The organism is Pacificoceanicola algae (genome assembly GCF_049341065.1).
Taxonomy (GTDB): Bacteria; Pseudomonadota; Alphaproteobacteria; order Rhodobacterales; family Rhodobacteraceae; genus Pacificoceanicola.
Map to the genome: position 1 here is coordinate 256,061 of NZ_JBMPIX010000005.1, position 26,199 is coordinate 282,259.

General features: G+C 60.2%; 21 protein-coding genes. 13 read left to right on the top strand and 8 right to left on the bottom strand.

What is annotated here, in order from left to right; translation table 11 throughout:
• Window positions 1-200: 200 nt before the first annotated feature.
• The 5 genes from ACOYQJ_RS10260 to ACOYQJ_RS10280 form a co-directional block, all read right to left on the bottom strand.
• Window positions 201-1,451, bottom strand: coding sequence for an Hsp70 family protein (locus ACOYQJ_RS10260; protein ID WP_422905929.1), 1,251 nt, complete (start codon window positions 1,449-1,451; stop codon window positions 201-203).
• Between the two features lie 114 nt (window positions 1,452-1,565).
• Window positions 1,566-2,990 carry a hypothetical protein gene (locus tag ACOYQJ_RS10265; RefSeq protein ID WP_422905930.1) on the bottom strand — a complete coding sequence of 475 codons (1,425 nt, stop codon included), beginning with the start codon at window positions 2,988-2,990 and terminating at the stop codon, window positions 1,566-1,568.
• Entirely contained in the window at window positions 2,987-3,751 is a 765-nt protein-coding gene (locus ACOYQJ_RS10270; protein ID WP_422905931.1) for a methyltransferase domain-containing protein, read from the bottom strand. Before ACOYQJ_RS10270 ends, ACOYQJ_RS10265 begins: the two co-directional genes overlap by 4 nt.
• The gene (locus tag ACOYQJ_RS10275; protein ID WP_422905932.1) at window positions 3,748-4,149 is read right to left on the bottom strand and encodes a GtrA family protein; all 402 of its coding nucleotides are present in this window, start codon (window positions 4,147-4,149) and stop codon (window positions 3,748-3,750) included. The genes ACOYQJ_RS10270 and ACOYQJ_RS10275 overlap by 4 nt, the downstream gene beginning before the upstream one ends.
• Window positions 4,150-4,152: 3 nt before the next feature.
• Window positions 4,153-5,103, bottom strand: coding sequence for a glycosyltransferase family 2 protein (locus ACOYQJ_RS10280; RefSeq protein ID WP_422905933.1), 951 nt, complete (start codon window positions 5,101-5,103; stop codon window positions 4,153-4,155).
• A 440-nt stretch (window positions 5,104-5,543) separates the two neighbouring features.
• Between ACOYQJ_RS10280 and repA the strand changes: the two genes are divergently transcribed.
• The 4 genes from repA to ACOYQJ_RS10300 all read left to right on the top strand — a co-directional run bounded on the left by repA (window position 5,544) and on the right by ACOYQJ_RS10300 (window position 9,768).
• Complete coding sequence (repA, locus tag ACOYQJ_RS10285) at window positions 5,544-6,761, top strand: plasmid partitioning protein RepA (RefSeq protein ID WP_422905934.1); 1,218 nt, start codon at window positions 5,544-5,546, stop codon at window positions 6,759-6,761.
• Window positions 6,761-7,687, top strand: a complete 927-nt coding sequence (locus ACOYQJ_RS10290; RefSeq protein ID WP_422905935.1) for a ParB/RepB/Spo0J family partition protein — start codon at window positions 6,761-6,763, stop codon at window positions 7,685-7,687. The genes repA and ACOYQJ_RS10290 overlap by 1 nt, the downstream gene beginning before the upstream one ends.
• Before the next feature lie 192 nt (window positions 7,688-7,879).
• On the top strand, window positions 7,880-8,947 hold the full coding sequence (locus tag ACOYQJ_RS10295; RefSeq protein ID WP_422905936.1) for a helix-turn-helix domain-containing protein: 1,068 nt from the start codon (window positions 7,880-7,882) through the stop codon (window positions 8,945-8,947).
• Window positions 8,948-9,387: 440 nt separating this feature from the next.
• A complete protein-coding gene (locus ACOYQJ_RS10300) occupies window positions 9,388-9,768 on the top strand; it encodes a DDE-type integrase/transposase/recombinase (protein WP_422905937.1) in 381 nt (126 codons plus the stop codon).
• A gap of 1,832 nt (window positions 9,769-11,600) precedes the next feature.
• Here ACOYQJ_RS10300 and ACOYQJ_RS10305 read toward each other — a convergent pair.
• The 3 genes from ACOYQJ_RS10305 to ACOYQJ_RS10315 all read right to left on the bottom strand — a co-directional run bounded on the left by ACOYQJ_RS10305 (window position 11,601) and on the right by ACOYQJ_RS10315 (window position 13,852).
• The gene (locus tag ACOYQJ_RS10305) at window positions 11,601-12,224 is read right to left on the bottom strand and encodes a DDE-type integrase/transposase/recombinase (RefSeq protein ID WP_422905938.1); all 624 of its coding nucleotides are present in this window, start codon (window positions 12,222-12,224) and stop codon (window positions 11,601-11,603) included.
• Between the two features lie 72 nt (window positions 12,225-12,296).
• On the bottom strand, window positions 12,297-13,367 hold the full coding sequence (locus ACOYQJ_RS10310) for an AbrB family transcriptional regulator (RefSeq protein ID WP_422905939.1): 1,071 nt from the start codon (window positions 13,365-13,367) through the stop codon (window positions 12,297-12,299).
• An 83-nt stretch (window positions 13,368-13,450) separates the two neighbouring features.
• The gene (locus ACOYQJ_RS10315) at window positions 13,451-13,852 is read right to left on the bottom strand and encodes an acyl-CoA thioesterase (protein ID WP_422905940.1); all 402 of its coding nucleotides are present in this window, start codon (window positions 13,850-13,852) and stop codon (window positions 13,451-13,453) included.
• 185 nt (window positions 13,853-14,037) lie between these two features.
• Between ACOYQJ_RS10315 and ACOYQJ_RS10320 the strand changes: the two genes are divergently transcribed.
• From ACOYQJ_RS10320 to pcaF, 9 genes are all read left to right on the top strand, one after another.
• A complete protein-coding gene (locus ACOYQJ_RS10320) occupies window positions 14,038-15,990 on the top strand; it encodes a 3-hydroxyacyl-CoA dehydrogenase NAD-binding domain-containing protein (RefSeq protein ID WP_422905941.1) in 1,953 nt (650 codons plus the stop codon).
• A 174-nt stretch (window positions 15,991-16,164) separates the two neighbouring features.
• A complete protein-coding gene (locus ACOYQJ_RS10325) occupies window positions 16,165-16,665 on the top strand; it encodes a tripartite tricarboxylate transporter TctB family protein (RefSeq protein WP_422905942.1) in 501 nt (166 codons plus the stop codon).
• A 9-nt stretch (window positions 16,666-16,674) separates the two neighbouring features.
• Complete coding sequence (locus ACOYQJ_RS10330) at window positions 16,675-18,171, top strand: tripartite tricarboxylate transporter permease (RefSeq protein ID WP_422905943.1); 1,497 nt, start codon at window positions 16,675-16,677, stop codon at window positions 18,169-18,171.
• Window positions 18,172-18,289: 118 nt separating this feature from the next.
• On the top strand, window positions 18,290-19,279 hold the full coding sequence (locus ACOYQJ_RS10335; protein WP_422905944.1) for a Bug family tripartite tricarboxylate transporter substrate binding protein: 990 nt from the start codon (window positions 18,290-18,292) through the stop codon (window positions 19,277-19,279).
• 79 nt (window positions 19,280-19,358) lie between these two features.
• Entirely contained in the window at window positions 19,359-20,588 is a 1,230-nt protein-coding gene (locus ACOYQJ_RS10340; RefSeq protein ID WP_422905945.1) for a CaiB/BaiF CoA transferase family protein, read from the top strand.
• On the top strand, window positions 20,585-21,931 hold the full coding sequence (locus ACOYQJ_RS10345) for an MmgE/PrpD family protein (protein ID WP_422905946.1): 1,347 nt from the start codon (window positions 20,585-20,587) through the stop codon (window positions 21,929-21,931). The genes ACOYQJ_RS10340 and ACOYQJ_RS10345 overlap by 4 nt, the downstream gene beginning before the upstream one ends.
• 47 nt (window positions 21,932-21,978) lie before the next feature.
• Window positions 21,979-22,779, top strand: a complete 801-nt coding sequence (locus ACOYQJ_RS10350) for an enoyl-CoA hydratase/isomerase family protein (protein WP_422905947.1) — start codon at window positions 21,979-21,981, stop codon at window positions 22,777-22,779.
• An 11-nt stretch (window positions 22,780-22,790) separates the two neighbouring features.
• A complete protein-coding gene (locus tag ACOYQJ_RS10355) occupies window positions 22,791-24,857 on the top strand; it encodes an acetate--CoA ligase family protein (RefSeq protein ID WP_422905948.1) in 2,067 nt (688 codons plus the stop codon).
• Between the two features lie 71 nt (window positions 24,858-24,928).
• The gene (gene pcaF, locus ACOYQJ_RS10360; RefSeq protein ID WP_422905949.1) at window positions 24,929-26,128 is read left to right on the top strand and encodes a 3-oxoadipyl-CoA thiolase; all 1,200 of its coding nucleotides are present in this window, start codon (window positions 24,929-24,931) and stop codon (window positions 26,126-26,128) included.
• Window positions 26,129-26,199: the final 71 nt, after the last annotated feature.

Consider the following 26,199-nt stretch of genomic DNA (forward strand, 5'->3'; position numbering starts at 1 on the left):
AGTTAAACCGACAATTTACACCTCGAAGAGTCTTTCCAGGCAGATTTTCCGGCGTCAGAATTTTCGCCGGTCGGGGCGTCTCGGGACGCCCTTCAACAATGCATATCCATCTGGCACGCCGCGTCTTCGCCAGCCCGAATCCAAAGGCAATCTTCGAAATGATTTGATCGCGACCAACGCGCACGCCAAACCGGACCTGCTCAGACTCGCACCGTCGCGCGGGCGAGTCCCTCAGTCACCGCCGTAAAAACTTCGGAATAGCTGTGGCGCGCATTTGGCAAACAGTCCCGAACCGTTTCAGACACCACAGACATCAGGCTGGAACCACCGACATAGATCACCCGGTCGATCTGTGTTGCCTCCAACCCCGCCAGTTGCAAGGTATCATCCAAGCTCTGACGCAAAGCTTCAGAATGCGGCGCCAAGGTGCTGGACAGCACATCCTTGGGCAGTGGCGCGCGCAACCCACGCTCGATTTCGTCAAGAATGATAGCGGCGTCGATGTCGCCCTTGTTCGCGCTGATCTTGCCGCGCTCGACGCCAAAGGCAATCTCGTGTCCCAATTCATCCTGAAGCACGCTGGACAAGCGGGCGAGCTTTTCCGGCTCTTCGGCGACGCGGGCCATGTCGGCCACCATGCGCCGGTTCTGCGCCGTATATAGAAACGGGATCTTTTCCCAGGTCGCCAGGTCGTTGAAAATCGCATTGGGCGCGGGCAATGACCCCGGGCCCATCGCGTTGCGCAATTGGGAGCCCTTGCCCAGCAGCGGCATCACCTGATGGAAACTGATCGCCTTGTCGAAATCGGTGCCGCCGATGCGAATGCCGTGGCTGGCGAGGATTTCGACACCGTCGCACCGCGACCGAAAGGCCGAGAAATCCGAGGTCCCGCCGCCAATGTCGACAATCATGCCTGTCTCGCCCGTCTGCTCGAGCGCGCCGCTGGCGATGGCCGCCGCCTCGGGTTCCAGCATGAAAGCGACTTCCTGAAACCCCGCTGCAAGGTAACAGGCACGCAGGTCCGCCTCGGCTGCTGCTTCGCGCGGATCATTCGTGCCGTGAAACACCACAGGGCGACCGGACAGGGCGCGCTCGAATGTCAGGCCGGTGTCAGCCTCGGCCCGGGCCTTCACCTCGCGCAGAAAGCGCGCGATGATCTCGACGAATGTCACCCTCTCGTTCAGGATCTGGTGCTTTTCATGCATCAAGCCGGTGCCAAGCACCCGTTTGAGCGCGCGCATGAACCGCCCTTCGACCCCCTCCAGAAGCGCTTGATTGGCAGGCTCTCCGATCAGGGTCTGGCGCGAATGATAGTCGAAAAAGAAAGTGGTCGGCAGCGTTGTCTGACCTGGCGCCATCTTTATCAGCCGCGGGGCACCGTCCTGCATGAACCCGGCGGCCGAATTGGAGGTGCCAAAATCTATGCCCAATGTCTGGCTGTTCTGCACCATACCGGAATACCCCTGTTCGACCGGAAAGGCGCGGCTTTAGGCACAGTCCGAGACTGTGTCAAGCGACGTCAGTCGCGGATGATGCACAAGAGGCAGTAGGAACGGTTAGAACCTCTATTCAAGGACAATATGCGGAACACCATCATGCGTCCGGACGCGCAGCAAGGTCGGACACCTGCCCCCGGTGGCGGCGATTTCCGGACAACAGGGACCACTCGCTCCGACACAGACGGGTATGATCTTCCCGGTCAATTGCTGTAAGCGAAAGCTCAATGCCAAGTTGTTCTGAACAAAGGCCGACCGGGCACTTGGCAGATCGAGGATGTCATCGGCAATTGCCATGGGCGCTTCGGTGGCTTGCACCGTCTCGGCAAGTGCGCGGGTCTCCGACTGCCAATCGCGATAGGTCGTGTACTGCATAAATGTCTGCAGCAAGTAGCTCCCGGCGATCAACAACACAGCGTTACGCACAAAACGTCCGGCCAATCCACCTTTGTCGGTCAGAAGTTGTGCCGCGCGGACAACAAGTAGAGCATAGAACACCCAAGCAAAAATGAACGCGCGCGGCGGGGCTATGACGCCGACCTTGAGCACCTGCACAACGATCAGAGCAAGCCCCATAGCCAACCCGGCATGCAGATAGAGCGCCTCCATCGGAACACGGCGCAACAATACGCCCGTGGCAAGGGTCAGCAACGTCAGGTGGAACCAGATCATCGGAGAAAAATCAAAGCTGGATCGGCTGAGAAAATCGCGCAGGGATTCGGACAGCAGAGGCAAATTGCCCAAAAGGCTCGTCCAGTCCGTCCCGGGTGTGGCGTTGCGCCAGTCGGCCACTTGCACGCCAAAGACGCCGTGGATCGACAAGTTCAGACTGTAGACACAGAGAACCGCCAGCACGAAACTAAAGCAAAAGACCGAAAGAAGCGTGATCAGGTCGCGCAGGCTGCGCTCTTTGCTGCAAGTAATTGCCGTCGCAAGAAGCAGCAATGGATAGGTCGTGTAGGCCATAAAGGTCAGCACGGTCATCGGCACCATCAGGGCCAGATGGGTGCGGCGCGAAACGACAAGGCCCAATCCGGCATATAAAGCGATCAGTGCCAGCCCGGGCAGAAGCGTGTTGAACCACAGCGAAATCATGGTTGCCGAGGGCGCCACAAGAACAAGCAGCGCCAAAACCGTGGCGAACCAAGCCCGATTAGCGACATCGCGCAACGCAGCAATGGCCAGAAAGGCGGCAAAAAGCGACCAGAGAAGCTGATACAGCAAAAAGTTCAGCCAAGCTGGCGTGGTGATCCCGCGCAGATGCCACAGGTAATTCAGCCAGCGGCCTTCGTCCTTGGTCTTGTGCCAATAGGCGCCGGCATCGGCGAAAAGCGCCGGATAATCGTCGAACCGGATCATTGGGTCGAGCAGATTAGGCGCAGAAATGGCCAAAATTGCCAGCATGCTCAGCAGGACCGGCGCCATCATCGGATGGCGCAAGATCCCCTGCGCAATGCTTGGGCGCAACACGGCCCCATCAGCCAGATGGGTCATCCGGCGAGGCTCTGAGCGCGGGCGGCTTTTGCGGAAAGACGGCTGGCCCGCAATTGCGCGATTTGTGTCACCCGATGCTGCGGCAACCGCGCGACAACTGCCTTGCGCAAGGCCCATGTCAGACTGCCCATGTCCCTGACCGTTTCACCCGGGGCAAGCGCATGTTCAGTGATCTCGGAAGGCAGGTCTTTGGCACCGGCTTCGTTCGCATAGAACACCGCGTTATAGCGATACCAAGGCTCCACATTCGTGTTGGCCTTCAGATGCGGGCGCAAGCAGTCGTAGGCGCGATACCCGCGCGCGGCGAATTTTTCCTGCCAGAAGGCCAGCGGCTGTTCATTGACGTGAAATTCGCCCCCCTGCCCTACCACCGCTGCGGAAAACAACACCCGATCCGCCCCGGCGCAGAGACTGTCCACCAGCGTATCCGAAGCGGATGTCGGCAGATGTTCTCCGACCTCGAGACTTTGTGCCAGATCGAACCGCTGGCCAAGAGCAAGCGGTTGCGTCAAGTCGGCAGCGTGAAAGCTCTCCCTGCCGATCGCCAAGGCATCACGATTGACATAATCTCCATCGACACCCAGTACCCTTATCGCGCCCGCCGCGTTCCATTCATCAAGCCAGACACCCCGGCCACAGCCCAGATCCAGGACCGACTGCGGCGCGATCCACTGGTTCAGCAGGCCAATCAGGGCTTGGGCGGATGATCGTGCACCCTGATCGATATAGTTGAAAAACGTGTCGCTGTAGACATGGGTCATCGGACGGTCTCCATCTGGTCGCGGCGGCGGGAAAAAACCCAGCGCGACATGATTACAAAGTTCTGTATGGGCAGTACGAGGGTAACGACTGCGGCTGAAACCAGCGCATGCCAGCCAAAGGCGGGGCCAAGCGCGCCAGTGATCAAGGCCGACGTCAAAAGCCCCAGACCGATCATGGCGGCAAAACGCAGGGCTTGGGTACGGTCGCGCCATGGCGCGTCAAAGGTAAGCCCCGCCTGCCCAAGATACTGCACCGCGACGGCCATCAGAAATGCCAGCGCATTGGCGATCGCCTGCGGCATTCCAAGCGCCATAAACCCTGCATAAAGCAGGATATAAAGCACCGCGACCGCAGTCCCGACCAGTGCAAAGCGAAAGAGTCTGTGCCCCGACGTCATGACTTAGGCCCTGGTTTTCAGGGCGACAGGATCGGCCACAACGGTGTCTTCCGAGATAAAATAGAGCGGGCGGTTCTTTGCCTCGACATAGAGCCGTCCGACATACTCTCCCAAGATTCCAAGCGTCAGAAGCTGCACACCGGAAAACGCGCTGATTGCAACCACGACCGAGGCCCATCCCGGCGCGGTCTGGTACAGGACCAACGAATAGAGCACGTAGATCATCATCAAGCCGGCCACGCCGAGGCTGACAAAGGACAGCCGGGTCGCCAGCCGAAGCGGTTTCGTGGAAAACGCGGTCATGGCGTCCATCGCCAGCCGAAGCATCTTGCGCAGCGGGTACTTGGTCTCGCCGGTGAGGCGGGGTGCGCGGCTGTATTCAATGCCGAACTGTTCATAACCGACCCAGGCGAACATACCGCGGATAAACCGGGCCTTTTCAGGCATTGCCAACACCGCATCCAGCGCGCGGCGGCTTACCAGACGGAAATCGCCGGTGTCCTTCGGGATCGCCACATCCGACATCACGTTCAATAGTCTATAGAACAGATGCGCCGAGGCGCGTTTGAACAAGGTCTCGCCCTGCCGCTCTGCGCGGCGGCCATAAACGACGTCATAGCCGCGATCCATCATTGCCATCATATCTGCCAGCAGTTCCGGCGGGTCTTGCAAATCAGCATCCAGCATGAAGATGCGACTGCCTTTTGCCGCTTGCAGTCCCGCAGTCAGCGCGATCTGGTGCCCTCTGTTTGACGACATGCGCAGACCGCGAAGCTGGGGTGTGATGGCCCGCATCCGTTCAATCTCGGCCCAAGTGCCATCTGTCGAGCCGTCATCCACCAAGATAATCTCGGCACGTTCACTGTAAGGCGAAATTACCGTCATCAACCGGACCACCAACTCTTCTATGGCAGCCTCTTCGTTCATGCAGGGGACCACAACGGACAGGTACATATGGGAACTCCAATGCTCTTTGTCGCAGCAATAAAATCCATTTGTGTTCTCAATCGGGCCGATTTCTGGGTATTTTTGCGCAAATCGAGACAACCTTTGGCCAAAATTCGCGTCTCGGTCTTTGAGACCGGGCTGCTTGGCACCGGCTTTGGTCAGCGATGAGCCAGTTGCCCACGGAAATCCGACGCCTACACGTCTCGCAGAGATTCGAATTTTGGGTGAAAAAGGTTTCCCAACCCCTTGTCTTACAGGTGACATTGTCGGTTGAGACAATCTACGATCGCTGACTTTGACCGAGTTATCCATGAGTTATCAACAAGTTATTCACATCACCGGCAGGCGCATATATCAAATTTGCGACCCATGTCAGGATTGACTGGAAATCCCCATCAAATCTGATATGAGATAAGATAATAAAAAAATATACGAGGGCGGGCACGATGGCGGATCTTCTAGCCTCCGAGCAGCTGATGAATTTCAGCGAAATCATCGACAACGCGCTGACGCAACAGCGCGAGCTTCTTCATGCACCGGACACCCGCAAGTCGGACAAGCCGCTGCGCGCCTTTTCCGTGCGTGAAGTTTCCCACGCTTTGCGGGTCAAATACAATAGTCTGCGGCAATACCTGAATTCCTTGCCCGGCATGCCAGAAGGCACGCTTGAAGCTGGGAACCGGAAATATTTCTCGGCCGAAGAGATCAATCAGATACTCGAGGTGTTGCGCCGTGAAGGCAAGATCGGCGATGACCGTTATCCCCGCCGTTTGCCGGGCGATCACCAGTCCCGTTTGGTGGTCTATAACCTCAAGGGCGGGGTGTCCAAGACGTCGCTCTCGGTCAACCTCGCACAGTTTCTGGCATTACGCGGCTATCGGATTCTCTGCATCGACCTCGACCCGCAGGCCAGTTTCTCGGATATGTTCGACATACAGGCGGACCTCGACGATTTGCCTTCGGTCTATGACGTGCTGCGCTATGCCGACCCCGAGACAGGCGAAGGCCCCATCCCGATCACCGAGGCGATTCAGGCCACCTATGTTCCCAACATCGACATCGTCCCCGGATCGATGTCGATGACGGAATTCGAGTATGAAACCTCTGCCTCATTCCGGGCCTCTGATGGCACCCCGTTCCACCGCCGCATCTCGGATGCGCTTGAAGTTGTGGACGACGCTTACGATCTCGTTCTCTTCGATACACCTCCGCACATGTCCTTTGCGGTGATCTCGGCGGTCTTTGCTGCAACCGGGATGTTGATCCCTCTGTCCGCTGGCATGCTGGACGTCGTGTCATTGGCAAAGTTCCTCGAACTCGCCTCCGGCACGATGCAGGTCGTCGAGCAACATCAGGTAAAGCGCTATGATTTCATACGCTTCGTCCTGACGCGATATTCGGCTTCGGATCCGGCACAGTTGCAACTCTCGTCTTTCCTACGCTCTCATTTGCGCGGTGCGATGCTTCAGCATGACATGGTCAGCTCCACCGCCATCGCGGATGCGGGCAACACCATGAACCCCCTGCTGGAGCTTGAGCCCAGCAGCTTCAATCGCAAGACTTACGATCGCATTTTCGAATCCCTCAGTGGGATTGCCGACGAGGTCGACGCCGAAATCATCAAGGCCTGGGGTCGGACGCCCTTCGAAAGGGAGGATAGCTAATGGCACGTAAGAGCCGTCCCGTTTTCCCCGTCCCTGTTGCGGGCGGCGATGCTCCCATCACGTCGAAATCACCCCGACGCGCACCAATGTTCGCCAAGGGCGCCGCAAGCCTCGAGAACGCGGCAAAATCCGCCGCCGCCGAGGAGCGCATGTTTCGTCACCTCGCGCTAGAGTTGATTGACCCGTCCCCTATCGCGGACAGGATAGACTTGACCGAAGGCCTCGACAGCCTGAAGCGAAGCCTTGCGGACGAAGGCCAGCAGATCCCTATTCTTGTCCGCCCAAAACCGGGCACGGATCGCTTTGAGATCGTCACCGGGCGCCGCCGTCTGCGGGCCATGACAGAGCTTGGCCACGAGACCATTCAGGCCTTTGTCCGCAAACTGACCGACGAAGAGGCCTTTATCGCCCAAGGCGTCGAGAACAACGAACGCCTTGAGACGTCGTTCATCGAGCGCGCACGCACGATCTTGTCTGCCTTGGAAGCCGGTTTCACCCAGCAACAGGTCGAGAAATTCGTTGGTGTCGATCAGTCGATGATCAGCCGAATGAAGTCGGTGTTCACGACCGTTGGCGAGGACATCGTGCAACAGATAGGACCGGCGCGCGGCGTCGGTCGACGCAAGTGGGAACGGTTGGCCAAACTGATCAAGGCAGGCCCCCTGCCCTGCCCGGTGCCTAATGATATCCCTGACAGCGCAGAACGCTTTGACGCTTTTCTCGCGTCTCTCGAAGCGGCGGCGGGCAAACCAGCCAAGCCCCCTGCCCCGGCCAGAGATAATACCACGCAGGTCGCTCCGGTATTGGCAACGCGGCGCGGCCGGCAACTGACCGTCAAAGTCACACAAGACGCACCTGAGGGCTTCCTCGACCATCTGCTGGAACAAATCCCGCAGTTATTGGACGCCTATCGCAAGCAATCCTGAACCGGGACAACCCGGTCGGACACTAGAGCAGAAACCAAAAAAGAGAGGAGCAGACGAAGGCAAAAGAAAACCCTCCCAAGCCGGAGCCAAGAAGGGTTCTCAAGTTCTGTAGCAATTACTTGATACCCCGCACACGATTCGCTTTCAACACCGATCTTCGGTGATTGGGTATTTTTTGCCGTCTGAAATGCTATGAACCAGTTGCAACCCGAGGCTCACGCCTGCGGGACGGGTATTTCTACGCCGTCCACACCCCGAATTCCGTTTATTCACGACCGCTGGCAGGTCTTGTCCACGGTCAAAGCCGTCGCCCGCGCGCTTGACCTTGGCGAACGAGAAATCACCGTACTGTCGGCTCACCTGTCTGTCCTTGCGAAAGGTCCCGTACGGTCCGACCAGGTTCTGGTTTCCTATGCTGGCCTGCCTACCCTGCTGGAACGCGCGAACTGCATGGACGAGCGCCGCTTCCGTCGAGGCGAAAAGCGGCTGGAAGATGCGGGATTGATCCGCCGAAAGTTCTCGGCCAACAGTCGCCGCTTTCCGGTACGAAATGGCGAGGGAAAGGTTGTCGACGCCTATGGAATCGACCTTCGCCCGCTTTTTGAAAAGCTGCCGGAACTGGCGAAACTGCAATCTCATCTGGAAGCTGAAGCCGCTTTTCTGAATGCTATGCGCAGCCGCATCAGCGCGCGCCTTTCCGAGGCACGGCGCACCATCGGTGCGTGCTGCGGTAACATTCCAGATTGGCTTGAAGACCTCACCGCAAGCGCGCGCAACATCCTGCGGCGCGCCACGCTGACGCAAACCGAAGCCACGGCCTTGGAGCGACAGATCAACGAAGCCTTGGATTCACAGATTTCGACCCAGCAAAACGAAATTGCGGACGAGACCGTCGCGGACAATCTTGCCGCCGATCCCGGACAAATTGTCCGGCACTCAGAGTCCCAAAGAAAAGAATATAAAAAGAAAGAGACCCTGAACATTCTAGACGCCTGGGAGAAATGCCACCACCTAGCGAGCTTCCATGAAGATGTTCCAAAGTCAGAGAAGGATCTTTGGGATCGGCTGTACCGTTTTGCCGGATACCTCGGGTTGTCGCACTCAACCCGAGTGAACATGGTCTCGGCTCTGGGCTCAATGAGAGCCATGAAAGTGCTGAACTACTTGGCCGAACGCATTCTAGATATCAAACACCCAGAGCGCTACGTACAGGCTCTGCTTCAAGAGGCCTCCATGGAAAGACAGTCGCAGACAGCTTGATAAAAGCATCTTTATGACCGCGGTCATATTTTGCATTCGAGCGCTTTATGACCGCGGTCATAACACAGGCAAGTCGAAACAAGAGATACTAGGACCCAGAACGTTGGGTATGCTCACAACTCATCTTTCGTCAGTAGCAGGCAATTTAGCCACGTCGATGAATGTCTCCTAAATGAATCAGCTTGCTATACGTCGACGATCTAGCAATGACTAATGGGGCAGGGGCCGTTCCTAGAAGAGTTTCCAATTGTGCGAATTACAGGCGAATTTCGGCGTGCAAGGCCACATATCGAATGACCACGGACACCTTTCAACCGGCCTTTCGGGGAGCACGAGGCTCCATTCAAGTAGCCTTTACCGATTTAGAAGCTCTGTGAGAGTGGCCCCAGAAACTGGACAGTCGGCTAGGGTGTATCCCAGACCTTTGAATGGATACGAGAATGGCGAAGCCCCGGAACTTTACAGATCAGTTTGAGACCAAGGTTTCGTTGGAAGTGCTGCGTGGCGACATCACCTTCGTGCCAGTGCGGAACGGGTTCATTTACCTGGTCGCCATCATGGAATGGGCCACACGCAAGGTGCTGAGCTGGCGGCTCAGCACCACCATGCACGCGGACTTCTGCATGGACGCCCTGAACAAGGCCATCGCCAAACACGGCCCGCCTGGGATCATGAATGCGGATCAGGGCAAGCCAGTTCACGGGATCGGCGAGGATCACGACATTGACCGAAGCGGGTTTGCAAATCTCGATGGACGACGCATATTGGACTGCCTTGGCAGAGCAAAAGGCAGCATGAGACCTAAACAAGATACACCTTAGCGAAGCTGCAAATCTGTCCGAAAAGGTGGGACCAGTTCACTGACTACCGGAAAATTCGCAGGTTATTTTGTTGTTTGTGGTCCGGGAGAGAGCACACTAAATTCAAGGGCACCGTTCATTATCGGACATTAGATCCCATTCAGGGATTGAGCTGTCGTCGATCTGCAATCATTAGCTGCACGGACCACGCGCCATGGGAATATGCCGGGCCATTTCAGGATGACAATCTCAATTTGACGGTCATCAAGGGGCAACGACCCATGGTTGTTGCAACTGCAGATAAAACGCGAGCGGCCAAACAAAGTGCGGAACCATATGAAATCTAGGATGCGTTCACATTCGAATATGGAGCAATGTTTATGAGTGGGGCAGGGGGCGCTTCTCGATCCGAACCGTTGATTGTTCCCAGCCAGGCCAAAGTTTTATCAGGTCACCGGCACTAATCGCCGCCTGGTTGTGGTTGCGCGGGCGCCGTCCAAGCCAATCAAGCGGAATCTTTGCCGCGAACAAACAACAGCGTTGGCGCGCAAGCATTGGTCGACGGCAAAGACGTTTGTCACTCCCTATTGTGCACGGTTGGGGCAGAAACGATCACTCTCGATGAGGTGAATATACCTTCCCGCAGCGGATATTTCTCAACGCCATACGGCTTCTGGCCAAAGATCTGAGGATTCATCCGGAATGCGCAGGAACGGACCTCACTCTCCAAGCACTGCTAACGGATGGCCGCTTGGGAATGTGGTTCGGGGCGTTACCTCTTGCCTCGGAAGTCAGATGTGATCTTTGCCGAGCTACAGAAAAGCCTCCGGCGTATTATGCCGCCTTCCGCGGCCTCCGATCCGAAGAGTGCAGCGAAGAGGGACCGCGCTCATACGCGGAGCTTAGGGGGGACGCGTCGCGCATATTTTCCTTCTTTGAGAGAGTTCGGCAAAGGAGGCCGTTCGTTCCGGCCGGAGAAAGGCTAGATGCTGAGATTTTCGGGTCCGATCTGATCCTTCCGATAGTGTCGATGAATACGGATCGCGCCCGCCCGGAAGTAAGTTTCCAGCCTCGAGTGTCCGCGTCACGGGCGAGTTTCGGCGTCCGGAGGTCGCTCGTCCATTCAGTGACGAATTACTCTCCTCTTGGATGGGACGGGCTGCAACGCGCTTTGGTTTGGAGGTGTCAAGCTCGTTTCATATCTCGTAGAGCAGGGGAGGGGAGGGCGCGCGAGTGAACCGAGCGGACACGAAATTTACAAAGAGCACGCAGATGCTTCAGCGTTGGGTCGAGCGCATCGTCTATGATGACGAGGGGCACGTGACTCTCGTGGAATGGGCAATACAAACGCTAAGGGCCCCGCTCCAAGACTTTTCGTACGATGGTGTGACTTGATTCTGGTTATCCTGAGCGATCCCTTTGGCGCAGCCCAGGTTCCAGTAGGGATAATGCCTGAGGCGGCCGCTCGGATGTTCAAGCGTTCAGCGCTGATCCCCTTGGGATCCATCAGGCGTGCGCAGTTGGTCAGTAAGGAAAAGATCCCAATCAATTCTGTAACAGGATGAAGCCAAAGATTGATCAAGAGACCAGACCAACGATGGACTGGGCGTTTCGGGGGCAACGGGACGGATATTGGGCGAATTCGACCATGAAACTAATACGATATGAACATGTGGCCGAGCATATCTTTATGTGTCCGATAAGGCAAACTTATTGGACATTGTGAAATCGCGCAAGTAACGGCGGTTTAGGGTAAAATTTGGGGATCAAAGCGCCGCAATGGAATGTGCTGCATTCCAGGGGTGTTGTCACATTAACTCGCCCAGTCTGCAGGTTAGGATACTGATGGGGCATCAAGCGACGTTTGCCGCGGTTTCCCACGCCTCGAAAGCTTCGAGCCGATGGTAGCGTATGGTAAAAGCGGAACGACGGCGGGCTGGGGCGGAGAAGGTATTTCGGGTTGCGGACTGCATGGAGACGAAGCGTTGCAATCCACCAGGCGATCGGAAGCCTTGCATTACTCGCTCTCGTTTCCTGAAGGGCAGGTGGCTGTTCTCCGCTCGGTTGTTGAGCCCCTTGTGTGACCAATGATCAAGACCAGGCGCGACCTCGCGCTTGGCGGCGCCGTAGGATCGCAGTTTGTCCGTAATTATCCTTTTGGGAACGACGCCCCAGCGTTTCATCAGCTTGACCAAAAGCCGCTTCGCCGCGCGCTTGTCTCGTCTCGATTGCAGGATTTCCTCAAGAACAACGCCGTGTTGGTCGACGGCACGCCACAGCCAGTAAGATCGCGGGCCGAACTTGCCGGTCCAGCGCCGGATCGTCTCGTACGAAACGTCCACGCCACGTGCCAGCATCATCTCCTCGACCTCGCGCAGGCTCAAGTTGAACCGGACGTAGAGCCAGACAACATGAGCAATGATCTGGGGCGGAAACCGATGGCGTTTGTAGCTGATTATCTCTGTCTGCGTCGGCATCGCCTAAGACGAGATCAATGAATCAGCAACCTCAGGCCCGTTAATGTGACAACACCATTTGAAGTCTTCGCGCTATTGCGGGCTGTTCTTGCGTTGTTCATAGGCGTCAATCATTCGGATGAACCATGGGATGTTTGGCATGAAAATAAAGATACGGGTGAGTTGAAAAGCCGTGACAAGGGCGAGGTCGATGCCAAGGTATTTGGCGGTCAGCGCCATTTCCGTGACGCCGCCAGGGGCCGCGCCCAGAACCAGCACCTCCCAGGGCTGGCCTGCCAGTGCTGCAATGGCCACCGCGATACCAGAGATGAGGCCCAGCAACATCAGCGTGCTGGTCATGATCGCGATCAACTGGCGTTTTTGATTGGCAAAGAGGTCGTGCCGGAAAGTGCTGCCCAGCCATGTGCCCAGTACGATCTGGGCCAGCGACAGGATTTCGACCGGGAAGGCCGTCAGGTGAAGGCCAATGGCGCTGGCGGCTGCGGAAAAGGTCAGCGGCCCCAGGAAATACGGGTTGGACAGGCGCAGGCGTTTGAACAGCAGCGCGCCGGTAATGGCCAGCAGCGCGAGGAAGCCGTTGCCGATGGGATCGAACCCGCCGCCGCGTATCATGCCCGAGCGGTCGGGCCAGCCGTCCAGTGCGAAAACCGCAATCGGCACAAGGATCACCACCGCCGCGATGCGGGTTGTCTGTGCCAGGATGATCGGCGCCGGGTCGCAGCCGTGCCGTTCCGCCATGATGGCCGCTTCGACGGGGCTTGTCGGGAAAGTCGACAGGAAGGCCTGCGACAGGCGGATCCCTGTGGTGCGTGCAACGATTATGGCGATCATCCCGGCGCAGGCCGCCGAGGCGAGCGCGGTTCCGATCATCACCGGGGCGAGGCTTAGCAGTGCTGCCAATGCGGCGGGTGTGAAGGCAAGTCCGACCTGTGCGGCGATGGTCATCTGGCCAAAGGGGCGCGTCTTGACCGGCACCGTGACCTTGAGCACCCCCGAGATCGAAAGCGCCGCCGACAAGACCAATGGTCCGATCATCCATGGCAGCGGAATGCCTATGCGGGCGAAAACCCAACCAGCGCAGGTCGCCGCAAGGTAAAGAATAGACAGGGAAAGCAAAGTCTTGATGCGCAAGGGCACGGGCATGTCCTGATGTTTCGCTGGATGGGTGTTCGGCAGTGCAGAGACGTCCGGCCCATGTCCATGTCGGTGGGCCGACGGGCAGTGCGCTATTCTTTGGGGCGCAGGTTTTGCACGGGAATGGGTTTGCCGTCCGGGTCGAGGGCGACAAAGACGAAATTCGCCTCGGTCACTTTTTCGCTGAAGCGCGCCTCGCGCGGGCGGCGCCATGCATCGACGTGAATTGTCATCGAGGTCTTGCCGACCTTGGTCAGCGCTGCATACAGCGACACCTCGTCGCCAACCTTGACTGGGCGGTGAAAGATCATGCCGTCCACTGCGATCGTGGCGCTACGCGCGCCGGATGTATAGGTCGCGACCGTTCCGGCGGCGAGGTCCATCTGACTCATCAGCCAACCGCCAAAGATGTCGCCTGCGGGGTTCGTATCGGCGGGCATGGCAATGGTGCGAATGGTTGGGTTGCCGCTCGGCGGTTGGTCTGTGCCAGCCATGGTGCATTGTCCTTGTTCGGGGTCTGGACCCGCCGGGAGGACGCTCCTGACGGGACTGCATGCAGACATCATACTTGATCCTCGGCTGGTCTGAACCCAACCAATGGTTTGGTCACGGCATACCCGCTGCTCAGTATACACACGCAAACGCCAAGTTTCTGGCAATTGCGACGGAAGGGACACGCATGGCTGATGTAATTGTCGAGATTAGGGATGGGCTTGGCTGGGTCACCATCGAAAACCCGCCAGTGAACGCCATCGGGCGCGCTGTGCGGCAGGGGCTTCTGGACGCGGTGGCCAGGCTGCGCGACGCGGATGTGCATGCGGTGGTGCTGACCGGGGCCGGTCGTGCCTTTGTCGCCGGGGCAGATATTCGCGAACTGGGGCAGACCCCTGTCGCGCCCTATCTGCCTGACGTTCTGGCCGCGATTGCAGAGGCACCGGTGCCGTGGATCGCGGCGATCAATGGGCTGGCGCTTGGCGGTGGGCTTGAAGTGGCTATGGCCTGTCATGCCAGAATCGCTGCGGCTTCGGGCAAGCTGGGCCTGCCAGAGGTCAATATCGGGATCATTCCCGGTTCTGGCGGCACGGTTCGCCTGCCACGTCTGGTGCCCATGGCCACAGCGATCAAGCTGGTGACCGGCGGCAAGCCCATCGGCGCGCGAGAGGCGCTGGAGGCGGGGTTGGTTGATCGTCTGGCACAGGGTGACTTGCAGGCCGAGGCAGCTGCAATGGCGCAGGATTTGGCGGCGGCGGGTCGTCCCAAGCCTGCGTTGGACCGTGACTTGGTTGCGGGCGATGCCATCGACTGGGATGCACAAGAGGTGCTGCTGCGCAAACGCAGCCGGGGCGCCGCGGCGCCGCTCGAGGCGCTGGCGTCGCTGAAATGCGCGGCAAACGAGCCTGTCGAAGTGGCGCTGACGGGTGAACGGGAGCGGTTCCTGCGGCTCGCGGCCTCGGACGAGGCGGCGGCGCTGCGGCATGTGTTCTTTGCGGAACGCAGCGCGGGTCAGGCTCTGAATCAGGCAGATGCAGACCCGGCCGACCTGTCGCGCGTGGGCGTGATCGGCGGCGGCACGATGGGGGCGGGGATCGCCACGGCCTTGCTGCTTGCTGGCTCAAAGGTGTGTCTGATCGAACGCGATGATACGGCGGCTGAGACCGCCAGGACCCGCGTGGCCGACACCATCGCCGCCAGCGTCAAACGTGGTGCTGTCTCTGCCAGCAAGGGCGAGGCCGCGCTGGCCCGCCTGAGCACTGATACTGATTATGCGGCATTGCGAGACTGCCCGCTGGTGATCGAGGCCGTCTTCGAGGACATGGGCGTCAAACGCGAGGTCTTTGACATGCTGGACGCGGTGATGCCCGCGGAGGCGATCCTGGCCACCAACACCTCTTACCTCGACGTGAACGTGCTGGCGGCGGCGACGAACGACCCCGCGCGCATTCTGGGCCTGCATTTCTTTTCACCTGCTCATGTGATGAAGTTGCTTGAGGTGGTTCGGGGCGAGGCTACCGGCGCGCGGGCGCTTGCGACGGGCGGGGCACTGTCCAAGCTCTTGCGCAAAATTCCGGTCGTGGCCGGGGTCTGCGACGGCTTTATCGGCAACCGAATCATGGCCGCCTACCGGCTCGATTGCGAATTCATGCTCGAAGAGGGCGCTCTGCCGCATCAGATCGACGCGGCGATGCAGGCCTTTGGCTTTGCCATGGGGATCTATGCCGTTCAGGACATGAGCGGCCTCGATATCGCATGGGCGCAGCGCAAAGCGCGGGCGTCGCATCGCGATCCGTCCAAACGCTATGCCCACATCGCGGACCGTCTGTGCGAGGCCGGGCGGTTGGGGCGCAAGACTGGCAAAGGCTGGTACGACTATGCGTCAGGCAAGGCCGAGACCGACCCGGAGGTCACACGGATCATCGAAGAGGAATGCGCAAGAGCGGGCCGTACCCGCAAGGCGTTCACCGAGGCGGAGATCATCACGCGCATCCTGACCACCATGCAGCGTGAAGGGCAAGCCGTGCTTGATGAAGGGATCGCCGAGGGGCCGGATGACATCGATGTCGTGATGATCACGGGCTACGGGTTCCCGCGCCACAAGGGTGGTCCGATGTACATGGCGCGGACCGCCGACTGACCCTTGCCGCTCCCGGATTTCGGACGCTTCCGGTGCGCGTTGCTCGTCCGTGACCAATCCCAAGTGCCGACAAGGCAAACAAATACTCAGTTCACGGGACGGCCCCAGATTTGGGACACTGACACTCAGGAGATGTGCCAATGCTCGAAGCGGGCGTCGGCGAGGGAGGCAAACATGGAAGACTACAAGAAAGCACTTGGCTGGCGATTGCGCTGGTACGTCGTGCGAGGATCGCTGCCGGTGCTGGATCTCGTGGGTTGTGCGGCGCTGCTGGCCGTGTTTTGGCAATATTACACGCAGGCATCCGCCCTGCCGCCGCCGTTCAACAAAGTCGATATCGGCGCGGGCGGCTTTCCTACCCTGCTGGCTATGGCAACGCTGATCGGCATTGGTGCCGTGGCCGCTGCTGCCGTCATACGCCTTCTCGATCCGGTGCCGGTGGCCTGGGTTTCGATCCGGCGGCCGCTGTTCGTGTTGGCGACGATTGGGCTGCTGATCCTCCAGTCGATCTATTTCGAGACTCTGGGCACCCTACCGAGCGTGTTGATCTTTTCCATCCTGACGATGCTGGCCTGCGGTGAACGCCGCCCGCTGCACCTGATCGGTGTGCCGCTCGCCCTTGGAGCGTTCATCTTCGTCGTTTTCAACCTGGCGCTCGACGTCAACCTGCCGTGAGGAACAAACATGCTTGAGAGCTTAGCAATCGGTTTTTCCGCGTTCGGCGACCCCATGGTCTGGTTCGCCCTCGTGTTCGGCGCGTTGGCTGGCTACCTGATCGGGGCCATTCCAGGCCTTGGCCCCAGCCTCGGCGTCGCGCTGCTGATCCCCTTCACCTATGGCGTGGACCCGGTGGTTTCCATCGTGGGTCTGGTCGCGCTCTATGCGGCGGCGGAATATGGCGGCGCGATCACCGCGATCCTGATCAACTCGCCCGGCACGGCGGCAGCGGTGGCCACCTCCTGGGACGGCTACCCGCTGACCCAACAGGGCCGCACCGGCGAGGCGCTGACCGTCTCGATCCTGTCGTCGGGTGCGGGCATCTTCATAGCGACGCTTTTGCTGATCATCACAGCAGTTCCGCTGTCAGAATTCGCGCTGCGCTTTGGACCCGGTGAATATTTCGCCTTGGCGCTTGTCGGGCTGAGCCTTGTGGCGGGTTTGTCGGAAGGATCCCCGCTGAAAGGCACTGTGGCCATGGGGATCGGCCTTGCGCTGGCCACCATCGGGCTGGACGTGCAGACCGGTACGCCGCGCTTTACCATGGGCAACCCCGAGTTCTTCGAAGGTCTGCCGTTGGTGCCCGTTCTGCTGGGCCTTTACGCCCTGTCCGAAGTTCTTTTCATGATCGAGGACGGCCCGTCGGAAAAGCTGAAAAGCACGCCCATCGGTGGCCTTCTGGCGCTGCCGGTCAAGTCCATCCTCGGGTTGAAAACCGCAATCCTGCGCAGTTCGGTTCTGGGCTATGCCATCGGCGTGATCCCCGGCGCGGGGGCCTCCATTGCGTCCTTTGTGTCTTATGCCGTGTCCAAGCGCATGTCGAAGACGCCCGAGAAATTCGGCAAAGGGGCGTTGGAAGGGGTGGCCTCGTCCGAGGCAGCCAACAACTCGGCCGTGGCCGGCGCTCTGGCCCCGCTGCTGGCGCTTGGCATTCCCGGTTCGCCAACCACGGCGATCATGATCGGGGCGCTGATGGTGCAGGGCATCCAGCCGGGACCGCTTCTTTTCACCAAATCGCCCGAGATTCCCTACACCGTTTTTGCCTCGCTTTGGGTCGGTGTGCCGGTGATGGTGCTGATCGGCCTGGCCGGGGCACGGATCTGGGCCAAGGTCGCGAATATCCCGCGCCCGGCGATTGCCGCGATTGTTGCCGGCATCTGTTATGTCGGTGCCTATGCGTCGCACACCACGATGTTCCCGGTGCATGTGATGACGGTCTTCGGCGTGCTGGGCTACATCCTGCGCAAGCTGGAAATCCCGCTGGCTCCGATCATCCTCGCGCTGGTGCTGGGCGAGATGATGGAAACCAACTTCCGCCGCGCACTGATCTCGAACAAGGGCGAATGGGACATTTTCTACACCTCGCCGATGACCATGATCCTGATCACGATCGCCGTTCTCGCCTTTGTCCTGTCCGGCGTGTCGCAACTCCGCGCCCGTCGCGCCAAAGCGCAGGCGCTTTGACCAAGATTTCAGTCCCCGTTGCCTGACAAACGCTCAGTTCACGCGAGGGGCGGGAAGATCGAAACTGTCAAAAGGCGGCAACGCCAAAAGGTACACGACTGCTATGGGAGGAAAACGAATGGCAATCACTCATCTCAAGAAACTGGCGCTGGGTGTCGCGGGCGCGGCGGCTCTGACACTGGGTATCGCACAGGGTGCTATGGCTGACGGCTGGGCCCCTGAGGGACCGGTGAACATGATCCTGCACACCAAGCCCGGCGGCGGCGTGGATGTCTACAGCCGCACGCTGGTCAAGGAACTTGAGCCGATCATCGGCCAGACCATCGTGGTCGTGAACGCGCCGGGTGGTGGCGGGGCGACCCAGATGGCAAAGATCCGCGCGGCCAAGCCCGACGGGCTGACCCTGGGCGTCAATACCGTAACCCACCTGACCGGTATGCAGACCAATCTGCGTGGCACCTTTTCTCCGGATGATTTCGAGTGGGTGGCCCTGTCGCAGATCGACCCGATCCTGTTCTTCGTATCCAAGGACTCCGAGCTGAATTCGATCACCGATATGGTCGAACTGGCAAAATCCAATGGTGGTGAAGTCAATATTGCCGGGTTCGGCCCCGTCGGCTCGATGCAGAATATCGGCATGTCGATGCTGGAAAAAGCGGCCGGTGTGAAATTCAACTGGGTCGCGCATCGGTCGACCCCCGATATCATCGCCGCTGTGCTGGGTGGGCATATGGACGTGGGTGTCGCCAACCTCGGCCCGGCGCTTGAGTTCTTCGAAGCGGGCCGTCTGAAGGGGCTTGGTGTTCTGGGTGACAACCGCCTGTCGACGCTGCCAGACATGCAGACATTTGGCGAGCAGGGGTATGACGTCGACACAAGTTGGCTGCAAATCCGCGGTGTCTTTGGTCCCAAGGGCATGCCGATGGAGCTGCAACAGCAGATCGCCGACGCCATCCACAAGGCCATGGCAAGCGACAGCTACCAGACCTACGCCCGCGCCGCTGGCGTTCAGGACAGCGACTACGGTCCCAAGGAATATTCGGCCTTCATCAAGCAAATGAGCACCGTTGCCGAAGAACAGCTCAAGGCCGCCGGTATCATCAATTGATGCCGCTCCTCCGGTCTCTCCGCCCTGCGGTGGAGGGATCATCCCAATCCTGTTTCCCGCTTCCAAAAAGGTGTCCATCATGACCGGCGCATTCAGCGGCCTTCGGGTCATCGACACGACCCATGTTCTGGCCGGGCCTTATGCAAGCTACCAATTGGCGTTGCTTGGCGCTGAGGTGATCAAGCTTGAGGCCCCAAATGATCCCGATCAGGCGCGGTTCAACGGCACCGACCGTGATCTGGTCCGCGCCGCCATGGGGACGGCTTTCCTTGCCCAAGGCGCGGGCAAGAAAACGCTCGCGCTGGACCTGAAATCCGAGGCGGGGCGCGACGCCCTTCTCAAGCTGGCAGAAACGGCGGATGTCTTTGTCGAAAACTACCGCCCGGGTGCATTCACGGATCTGGGCCTGAGCTATGAAGACCTTGCCGCCGTGAATCCGCGCCTGATCTATTGTTCGGTCTCGGCCTTTGGTGCCACCGGGCCGCGCCAGCACCAGACCGGCTATGACAATATCATTCAGGCGTTTTCCGGCATCATGGACATGACCGGCCATGGCGATGACCGCCCGCTGAAATGCGGCGCGCCGGTTGTCGACTATGCCACTGGGCTGACCGCCGCCTTTGCGATTTCCGCCGCGCTGTTCCAGCGTGAACGTACCGGCAAGGGGCAGAACATCGAGGTGTCGATGCTGGATGTTGCGATGACGCTGATGACCACGCCTGCGACGGACTTTCTCTGGACTGGTAAACACCCCAAGGCAAAGGGCAATTCTTATGCCTTCGCTACGTTGGGGATGTATCAGGCCGCCGACGAGCCATTGATGATCGCCGCGTCGAACCTGCGGCAACAACGGCGGCTCTGGGTTGGGCTCGGCCGCGAGGATCTGGTCAAGACCGACAACCTCGCCCGGATCGACGATTACAAGACCGAACATGCAGTGCTGGCCTCGATTATCGAAACCATGCCCGCCGCCTATTGGGAAGAGTTCTTCAACGAGCGGCGCGTGCCCGCCTCGCGCATCCGCCGTCTCGAGGAGGCGCTGCAGGATCCGCAGGCCGAGGCCCGCGCCCAGTTCCTGAAGCTGGCCGACCCGAGCGGCCGGCTCGAGGGGCTGCGGGTGCCGTCGGTGGCGTTCCGCATGTCAGCCTCCGACACGGGCGTCAACCTGCCGCCGCAAGAAGTGGGCGCGCATACCGCCGACATCCTGCGGTCGATCGGGTTGGGAAATGACGAGATCGAGGCGCTGTGCCTCGCCGGTCTGGCGCTTCAGGCGGCACAGCCGACATGCAGGGAAACGGCAGCGCAATGACAACGGCGATTGAAAACTTGGCAGATTTGGCCGCCGGTTGGCTGGATGCGCCCCTTAGTGACACGCTGCGCGATGCGGTGCATTGCGCGACGCTGGACTGGTTTGCCACGACACTACCGGGCACCTTGCAGACCCCGGCCACTTTGCTCGCGGCAGGCGGGCTTGCGCGGGGCGGCAAGGCATGGTGTTACACCAGCGAGCGGTGGGTCGACCCACGTAGCGCCGCCTTCATCAACGCTGCGGCCAGCCATACAGTCGAATTCGACGACATCTTCCGCGACGGCGGATATCATCCCGGATCGCCCACTTTTGCTGCCGCGCTTGCCGTGGCGCAGGATATCGGCGCGTCACGCGAGGCTTTCGACCGCGCGGTGATCGGTGGATATGAAGTCGGCTGCCGCATCGCCATGGCGCTGCAACCGAGCCACTACGAATTCTGGCATATCACCGGAACGGTTGGCACTTTTGGCGCAGCGGCGGCGGTCGCGATGTTGCTCGGCTGCGACCGGAACGGGATCGCCAATGCAATCGCCATCGCGGCCAGTTTTGCCGGCGGCGTGCAGCAGAACCTGCAAGGCGAAAGCATGGTCAAGGCAATGCATCCCGGCCATGCCGCCGATGCGGGCGTCCTTGCCGCATATGCCGCTGCCTCTGGCGCAACGGGGGCGTGGGACAGCCTTGATGGTCCCAAGGGCTATGCCGCCGCCACCAGCGCGGGCACCGGCAACTGGGACGCGGCGTTCGACGGGGCAGGGGAGTGGACTCCAATCACCCGAATGACGGTGAAGATCCACGGCTGTTGCGGCCATATCTTCCCGGCGCTCGATGCGCTGGAGGCTCTGCGCAGCCAGCACGGCTTTGGACCCGATGATATCGAAGCGATCCGCATCGAAGGTTACGGGCCGACCAAGGACATCTGCGACCGGCCCGACCCCAAGGTTGCGCAGGAGGCCCGGTTCAGTGCGCAATATTGCCTCTCGGCCCTGATGGTTCTGGGCGGCGTGCGGCTGGCGGCCTTTGCGCCCGAGGCGCTGAGCAACCCGGACATCCGCACCCTGATGCCCCGCATCACCGTCGAACGGGCCGAAGATCTGGCCGCCGAATACCCACGTAAACGCATGGCGCGCCTGCATCTGACGTTGAAGGACGGGCGGTCATGGATGCATTTCCAACCCTCGCGCCGGGGCGATCCGGACAACCCAATCTCGCGCACGGATTTGCAGGCCAAATACGAAGAATTGGTCGGCCCGGTTCTGCCGCAGGCAGAGCTGGAACGACTGCGCAAAACCATCTTTGACGGCTCGGACCTGCCCGATGCCGTGACCAAGAAACCCAACAAATAACACGCGAAACGGCAGCCTCGGCTGCGCAGAGACGAGAAGGAATACCCATGGACACCGCAGTGCCCCTGCCCGAGTTCATCACCGTTTCCCACAATGACGGGATCGCGACAATCACGCTGAACCGCCCCGAAAAACGCAACGCGATCAACGACCAGATGCGCGCCGAACTGATCGCCGCCTTCGCCGAGGCGGATGCCGACAAGAGCGTCCGCGCCATCATCCTGACCGGAGCGGGCAAAGGGTTCTGCTCAGGCGGCGATATTGCGGGCATGCGGGCGCGGCTTGATGCGCCGACCGGCGAAGTGGCCTTCAATGGCTGGAAGCGGCAGAAGAACACCCATCGCGGCGTGGCCGCCATTCATGGCGTGACCAAGCCGGTCATCGCGGCGGTGAATGGCGGGGCCTACGGGCTTGGCCTTGATATGGCGCTGGCCTGCGATTTCATCATCGCGGCGGATGGCGCAAAGATGTCGATGAGCTTTATCAAGCGCGGCCTGGTCTCGGACGGGGGCGGCATGTATTTCCTGCCGCGCCGTGTGGGTCTTTCCAAAGCCAAAGAGCTGATCTTTTCCGCCAGGGTCGTCGAAACCGATGAGGCGCTGATCATCGGCATGATCGACCGCGTCGCAACGCCCGAAGCCCTGCTGACTGAGGCGCAGGCATGGGCCAAGGAACTGACCATCGGCGCGCCTACCGCCATCGCGCTGACCAAGGAAATCATGGATAAGACGTTTGAAAGCTCGGACGACGAGATCTTTGCGCTGGGTCGGGAAGCGCAGGCCATGTGTTACACCACTGCCGAACACCGCCAGTCGGTCGAAGATTTCCTCAACAAGCTGTCGAAGTGAGGGCCGCCGAAATGTCCAACATGAAAGCCATCCTGAACCCGACCAGCGTTGCCGTTGTCGGGGCCTCCAACGATCCGGCCAAACTGACCGGGCGTCCCATCGCTTTTCTGCAAAAGCAGGGGTTCACCGGGGCGATCTATCCCATCAATCCGCGCTATGACGAGATTGCCGGGCTTAAAAGCTATGCCAATATCGCCGACCTTCCCGAAGCGCCCGATCTGGGCCTCGTGCTGGTCGGTGCGCACCGGGTGATCGACGCGGTGCGCGATCTGGCCGCGCGCGGCACCAAGGCTGCGGTTGTGCTGGCCTCGGGATTTGGCGAGGCGGGTGAAGAAGGCCGCAAGCGGCAGGAACAGCTGCGCGAGGCGGCGGGCGACATGCGAATCCTTGGGCCGAACACCATCGGCCTTGTGAACCTGAGCGACTGCATCCCGCTGACAGCGTCGGGCGCGATGGAGGTTGATGACTTCCCGGAGGGCCGGATTGCCCTGCTGTCGCAATCGGGCGGCATTCTCGGTTCGCTGTTGTCGCGCGCCGTGGCGCGGGGCATTGGTTTCTCCAAGCTGGTTGCCACCGGCAACGAGGCCGATCTGGAAGTCTCGGATTTCCTTGAAGCGCTGGCCGATGACGATGCGACGCAGGTCGTGGCGCTATATCTCGAAACCATCCGCAACGTGGCCCGCTTCCGCGCGGCGGCGGCCAAGGTGATTGCCGCAGGCAAATCTATTGTCGCCTACAAGGTAGGCCGTTCTGAATCCGGCGCGCGCTCTGCCGTGTCGCACACCGGGGCGCTGGCCGGTGCGGATGAGGTCTATGACGCGCTGTTCAAACAGCTTGGCATCATCCGCGCCCAGACCTTTGCCGACCTGCTGGACATCCCGGCAGCGCTGGCGCAAGGCCGCTTGATGAAGGGCAATCGGGTGGCCATCGTCACCTCGACCGGCGGGGCTGCCACCGTGGTGGCGGACAACGTGGGACTGTCCGGGCTGGACATGCCTGCGCCCGAAAAAGAGACCGGCGAGAAGCTGCAGGCGCTGGACCTCAAAGAGGCCGAGCTTGATCGCAACCCAATCGACGTGACGCTGGCCGGGCTGCGCCCGGACCTGTTTCGCTCGATCCTCAAGATCCTCGTGGAAAGCCCCAGCTTCGACGCGATTGTCGTGGTGGTTGGCTCGTCCTCGATTGCCCAGCCTGATCTGGTGGCGCAGCCGGTGCTTGACTCGCTGGCCCTGACCGAAAAGCCGATCCTGGCCTATTTCAGCCCGGATGCGCCGAACATCGTTCGCACACTGAACGGTCGCGGCATCCCGGCCTTTGCCGCCCCTGAAAGCTGCGCCTCGGCGCTGCAATCGCTGGCCGCAAGAACCGGTGCATCGCAGGACGGCGCGTCGAACGCGCAGGACGTCGATTGCAGCGATATCGCGCCCGGTTCGCTGAACGAGGCTGAGGCCAAGAAGCTCTTTGCCCGCTTTGGCGTGTCCGTCACCCGCGAAGTCACGGCCGAGACCCCTGAAGAGGCGGCGCAGAAGGCAAAGGACTTTGACGGCCCTGTGGTCATCAAGATCCTGTCGAACGAGATCCTGCACAAGTCCGAGATGGGCGGCGTTGCGCTGAACATCGACCCTGCAAACGTCGGTGCTGAATGCGAGGCGATGCTGGCCCGCGTGCGCGCCGCGACCTCGGCCAAGATCGACGGCTTCCTTGTTCAGGAAATGGTCAAGGGCGGGGTTGAGATGATTCTCGGCTTCAACCGCGATCCGCAACTCGGGGCCTATGCGCTGCTTGGTGCGGGCGGCGTGACGACGGAACTCTACAAGGACGCCGCAATCCGGCTCTTGCCGCTGGATCGGACAAGCGCGCGCGACATGATCGACGAGATCAAGGCAGGGGCATTGCTGAAGGGTTTCCGAGGCAGCCCCAAGGCCGACATCGAAGCGTTGGTGGACACCATGATCGCCTTCTCGTCCATGGCCGAAACCCTTGATGGACGACTGAGCGAAGCCGAGATCAACCCGGTCTTCGTCTTGCCTGAGGGGCAGGGTACACGGGCGGGCGACAGCCTGATCGTCCTCGACTGATCCAGGATACGCATGGCACCCGGCGGCATTTTTACCGCCGCCGGGGCAATTCTTATGCAGGGACATATCTCATGACCGACGTTTACATTTGCGACTACATCCGCACCCCTATCGGTCGCTATGGCGGTGCCTTGTCCTCGGTCCGTGCCGACGATCTGGGCGCGATCCCGCTGCGCGCGTTGGCGGAACGCAATCCGGGGCTCGATCTGGCGTCGGTGGACGAGGTCATCTTTGGCTGCGCCAACCAAGCCGGGGAAGACAACCGCAACGTTGCGCGGATGTCACTGCTGCTGGCGGGCTTTCCCGAAAGCGTGCCGGGCACGACGATGAACCGGCTCTGCGGGTCGGGCATGGATGCGGTCATTACCGCCGCACGGGCGATCAAGGCAGGCGAGGCCGATCTGGTGATTGCGGGCGGGGTTGAATCCATGTCCCGCGCGCCGTTTGTCATGCCCAAGGCAACCGCTGCGTTCAGCCGTGCGAACGAGATTCACGACACGACGATCGGCTGGCGCTTTGTGAACAGATTGATGAAGGCGCAATACGGCGTCGATAGCATGCCCGAGACGGCAGAAAACGTCGCCGAAGATTTCAACATCAGTCGTGCCGATCAAGATGCCTTTGCGCTGCGGTCCCAGAACAAGGCGGGTGCGGCCATGGAAAGCGGACGTTTGGCGCAGGAGATCACCCCGGTCAGCATTCCGCAGCGCAAGGGCGACCCGATCGTGGTGGAGCGGGACGAACACCCGAGGCCCGCAACCACGCTGGCGGACCTTGAGCGGCTCAAGACCTTTGTCAAAGCCGACGGCAGCGTCACGGCGGGCAATGCCTCGGGTGTCAATGACGGTGCGGCGGCGCTGATCCTTGCCACGAAAGAGGCTGCAAAGCGCCAAGGCCTGACACCGATTGCCCGCGTTCTGGGCGGTGCCACCGCTGGGGTTGCGCCGCGTATCATGGGGTTCGGGCCCGCGCCCGCGTCAAAGAAACTGATGGCGCGCCTTGGTCTTCGGCAAGAAGACTTTGCCGTGATCGAACTGAACGAGGCCTTTGCCGCGCAGGGGCTGGCGACTTTGCGCGACCTTGGCATCGATGACGATGACCCGCGTGTTAACCGCAATGGCGGGGCGATTGCGCTGGGGCACCCGCTGGGCATGTCCGGCGCACGGATCACCGGGACTGCGATGCTGGACCTGCAACCGGGCGAACGGTCTCTGTCGACCATGTGCATCGGGGTCGGCCAAGGGATCGCCATCGCGCTGGAACGCCTATAGCTTTTTGGCCCCGGCACGGTGTAGACATTTGATCAGGCGACCAGGTGTTGAAACACTGTATCAGGCCGCTC

Bases quoted from the DNA above. Each gene is read 5' to 3' on its own strand.
- ACOYQJ_RS10275 (WP_422905932.1), bottom strand. From the start codon at position 4,149: ATGACGTCGGGGCACAGACTCTTTCGCTTTGCACTGGTCGGGACTGCG.
- ACOYQJ_RS10330 (WP_422905943.1), top strand. From the start codon at position 16,675: ATGCTTGAGAGCTTAGCAATCGGTTTTTCCGCGTTCGGCGACCCCATG.
- ACOYQJ_RS10305 (WP_422905938.1), bottom strand. From the start codon at position 12,224: ATGCCGACGCAGACAGAGATAATCAGCTACAAACGCCATCGGTTTCCG.
- ACOYQJ_RS10260 (WP_422905929.1), bottom strand. From the start codon at position 1,451: ATGGTGCAGAACAGCCAGACATTGGGCATAGATTTTGGCACCTCCAAT.
- ACOYQJ_RS10340 (WP_422905945.1), top strand. From the start codon at position 19,359: ATGACCGGCGCATTCAGCGGCCTTCGGGTCATCGACACGACCCATGTT.
- ACOYQJ_RS10300 (WP_422905937.1), top strand. From the start codon at position 9,388: ATGGCGAAGCCCCGGAACTTTACAGATCAGTTTGAGACCAAGGTTTCG.
- ACOYQJ_RS10310 (WP_422905939.1), bottom strand. From the start codon at position 13,367: ATGCCCGTGCCCTTGCGCATCAAGACTTTGCTTTCCCTGTCTATTCTT.
- ACOYQJ_RS10265 (WP_422905930.1), bottom strand. From the start codon at position 2,990: ATGACCCATCTGGCTGATGGGGCCGTGTTGCGCCCAAGCATTGCGCAG.
- ACOYQJ_RS10280 (WP_422905933.1), bottom strand. From the start codon at position 5,103: ATGTACCTGTCCGTTGTGGTCCCCTGCATGAACGAAGAGGCTGCCATA.
- ACOYQJ_RS10315 (WP_422905940.1), bottom strand. From the start codon at position 13,852: ATGGCTGGCACAGACCAACCGCCGAGCGGCAACCCAACCATTCGCACC.
- ACOYQJ_RS10345 (WP_422905946.1), top strand. From the start codon at position 20,585: ATGACAACGGCGATTGAAAACTTGGCAGATTTGGCCGCCGGTTGGCTG.
- ACOYQJ_RS10355 (WP_422905948.1), top strand. From the start codon at position 22,791: ATGTCCAACATGAAAGCCATCCTGAACCCGACCAGCGTTGCCGTTGTC.
- ACOYQJ_RS10335 (WP_422905944.1), top strand. From the start codon at position 18,290: ATGGCAATCACTCATCTCAAGAAACTGGCGCTGGGTGTCGCGGGCGCG.
- pcaF (WP_422905949.1), top strand. From the start codon at position 24,929: ATGACCGACGTTTACATTTGCGACTACATCCGCACCCCTATCGGTCGC.
- repA (WP_422905934.1), top strand. From the start codon at position 5,544: ATGGCGGATCTTCTAGCCTCCGAGCAGCTGATGAATTTCAGCGAAATC.
- ACOYQJ_RS10350 (WP_422905947.1), top strand. From the start codon at position 21,979: ATGGACACCGCAGTGCCCCTGCCCGAGTTCATCACCGTTTCCCACAAT.
- ACOYQJ_RS10270 (WP_422905931.1), bottom strand. From the start codon at position 3,751: ATGACCCATGTCTACAGCGACACGTTTTTCAACTATATCGATCAGGGT.
- ACOYQJ_RS10290 (WP_422905935.1), top strand. From the start codon at position 6,761: ATGGCACGTAAGAGCCGTCCCGTTTTCCCCGTCCCTGTTGCGGGCGGC.
- ACOYQJ_RS10325 (WP_422905942.1), top strand. From the start codon at position 16,165: ATGGAAGACTACAAGAAAGCACTTGGCTGGCGATTGCGCTGGTACGTC.
- ACOYQJ_RS10295 (WP_422905936.1), top strand. From the start codon at position 7,880: ATGAACCAGTTGCAACCCGAGGCTCACGCCTGCGGGACGGGTATTTCT.
- ACOYQJ_RS10320 (WP_422905941.1), top strand. From the start codon at position 14,038: ATGGCTGATGTAATTGTCGAGATTAGGGATGGGCTTGGCTGGGTCACC.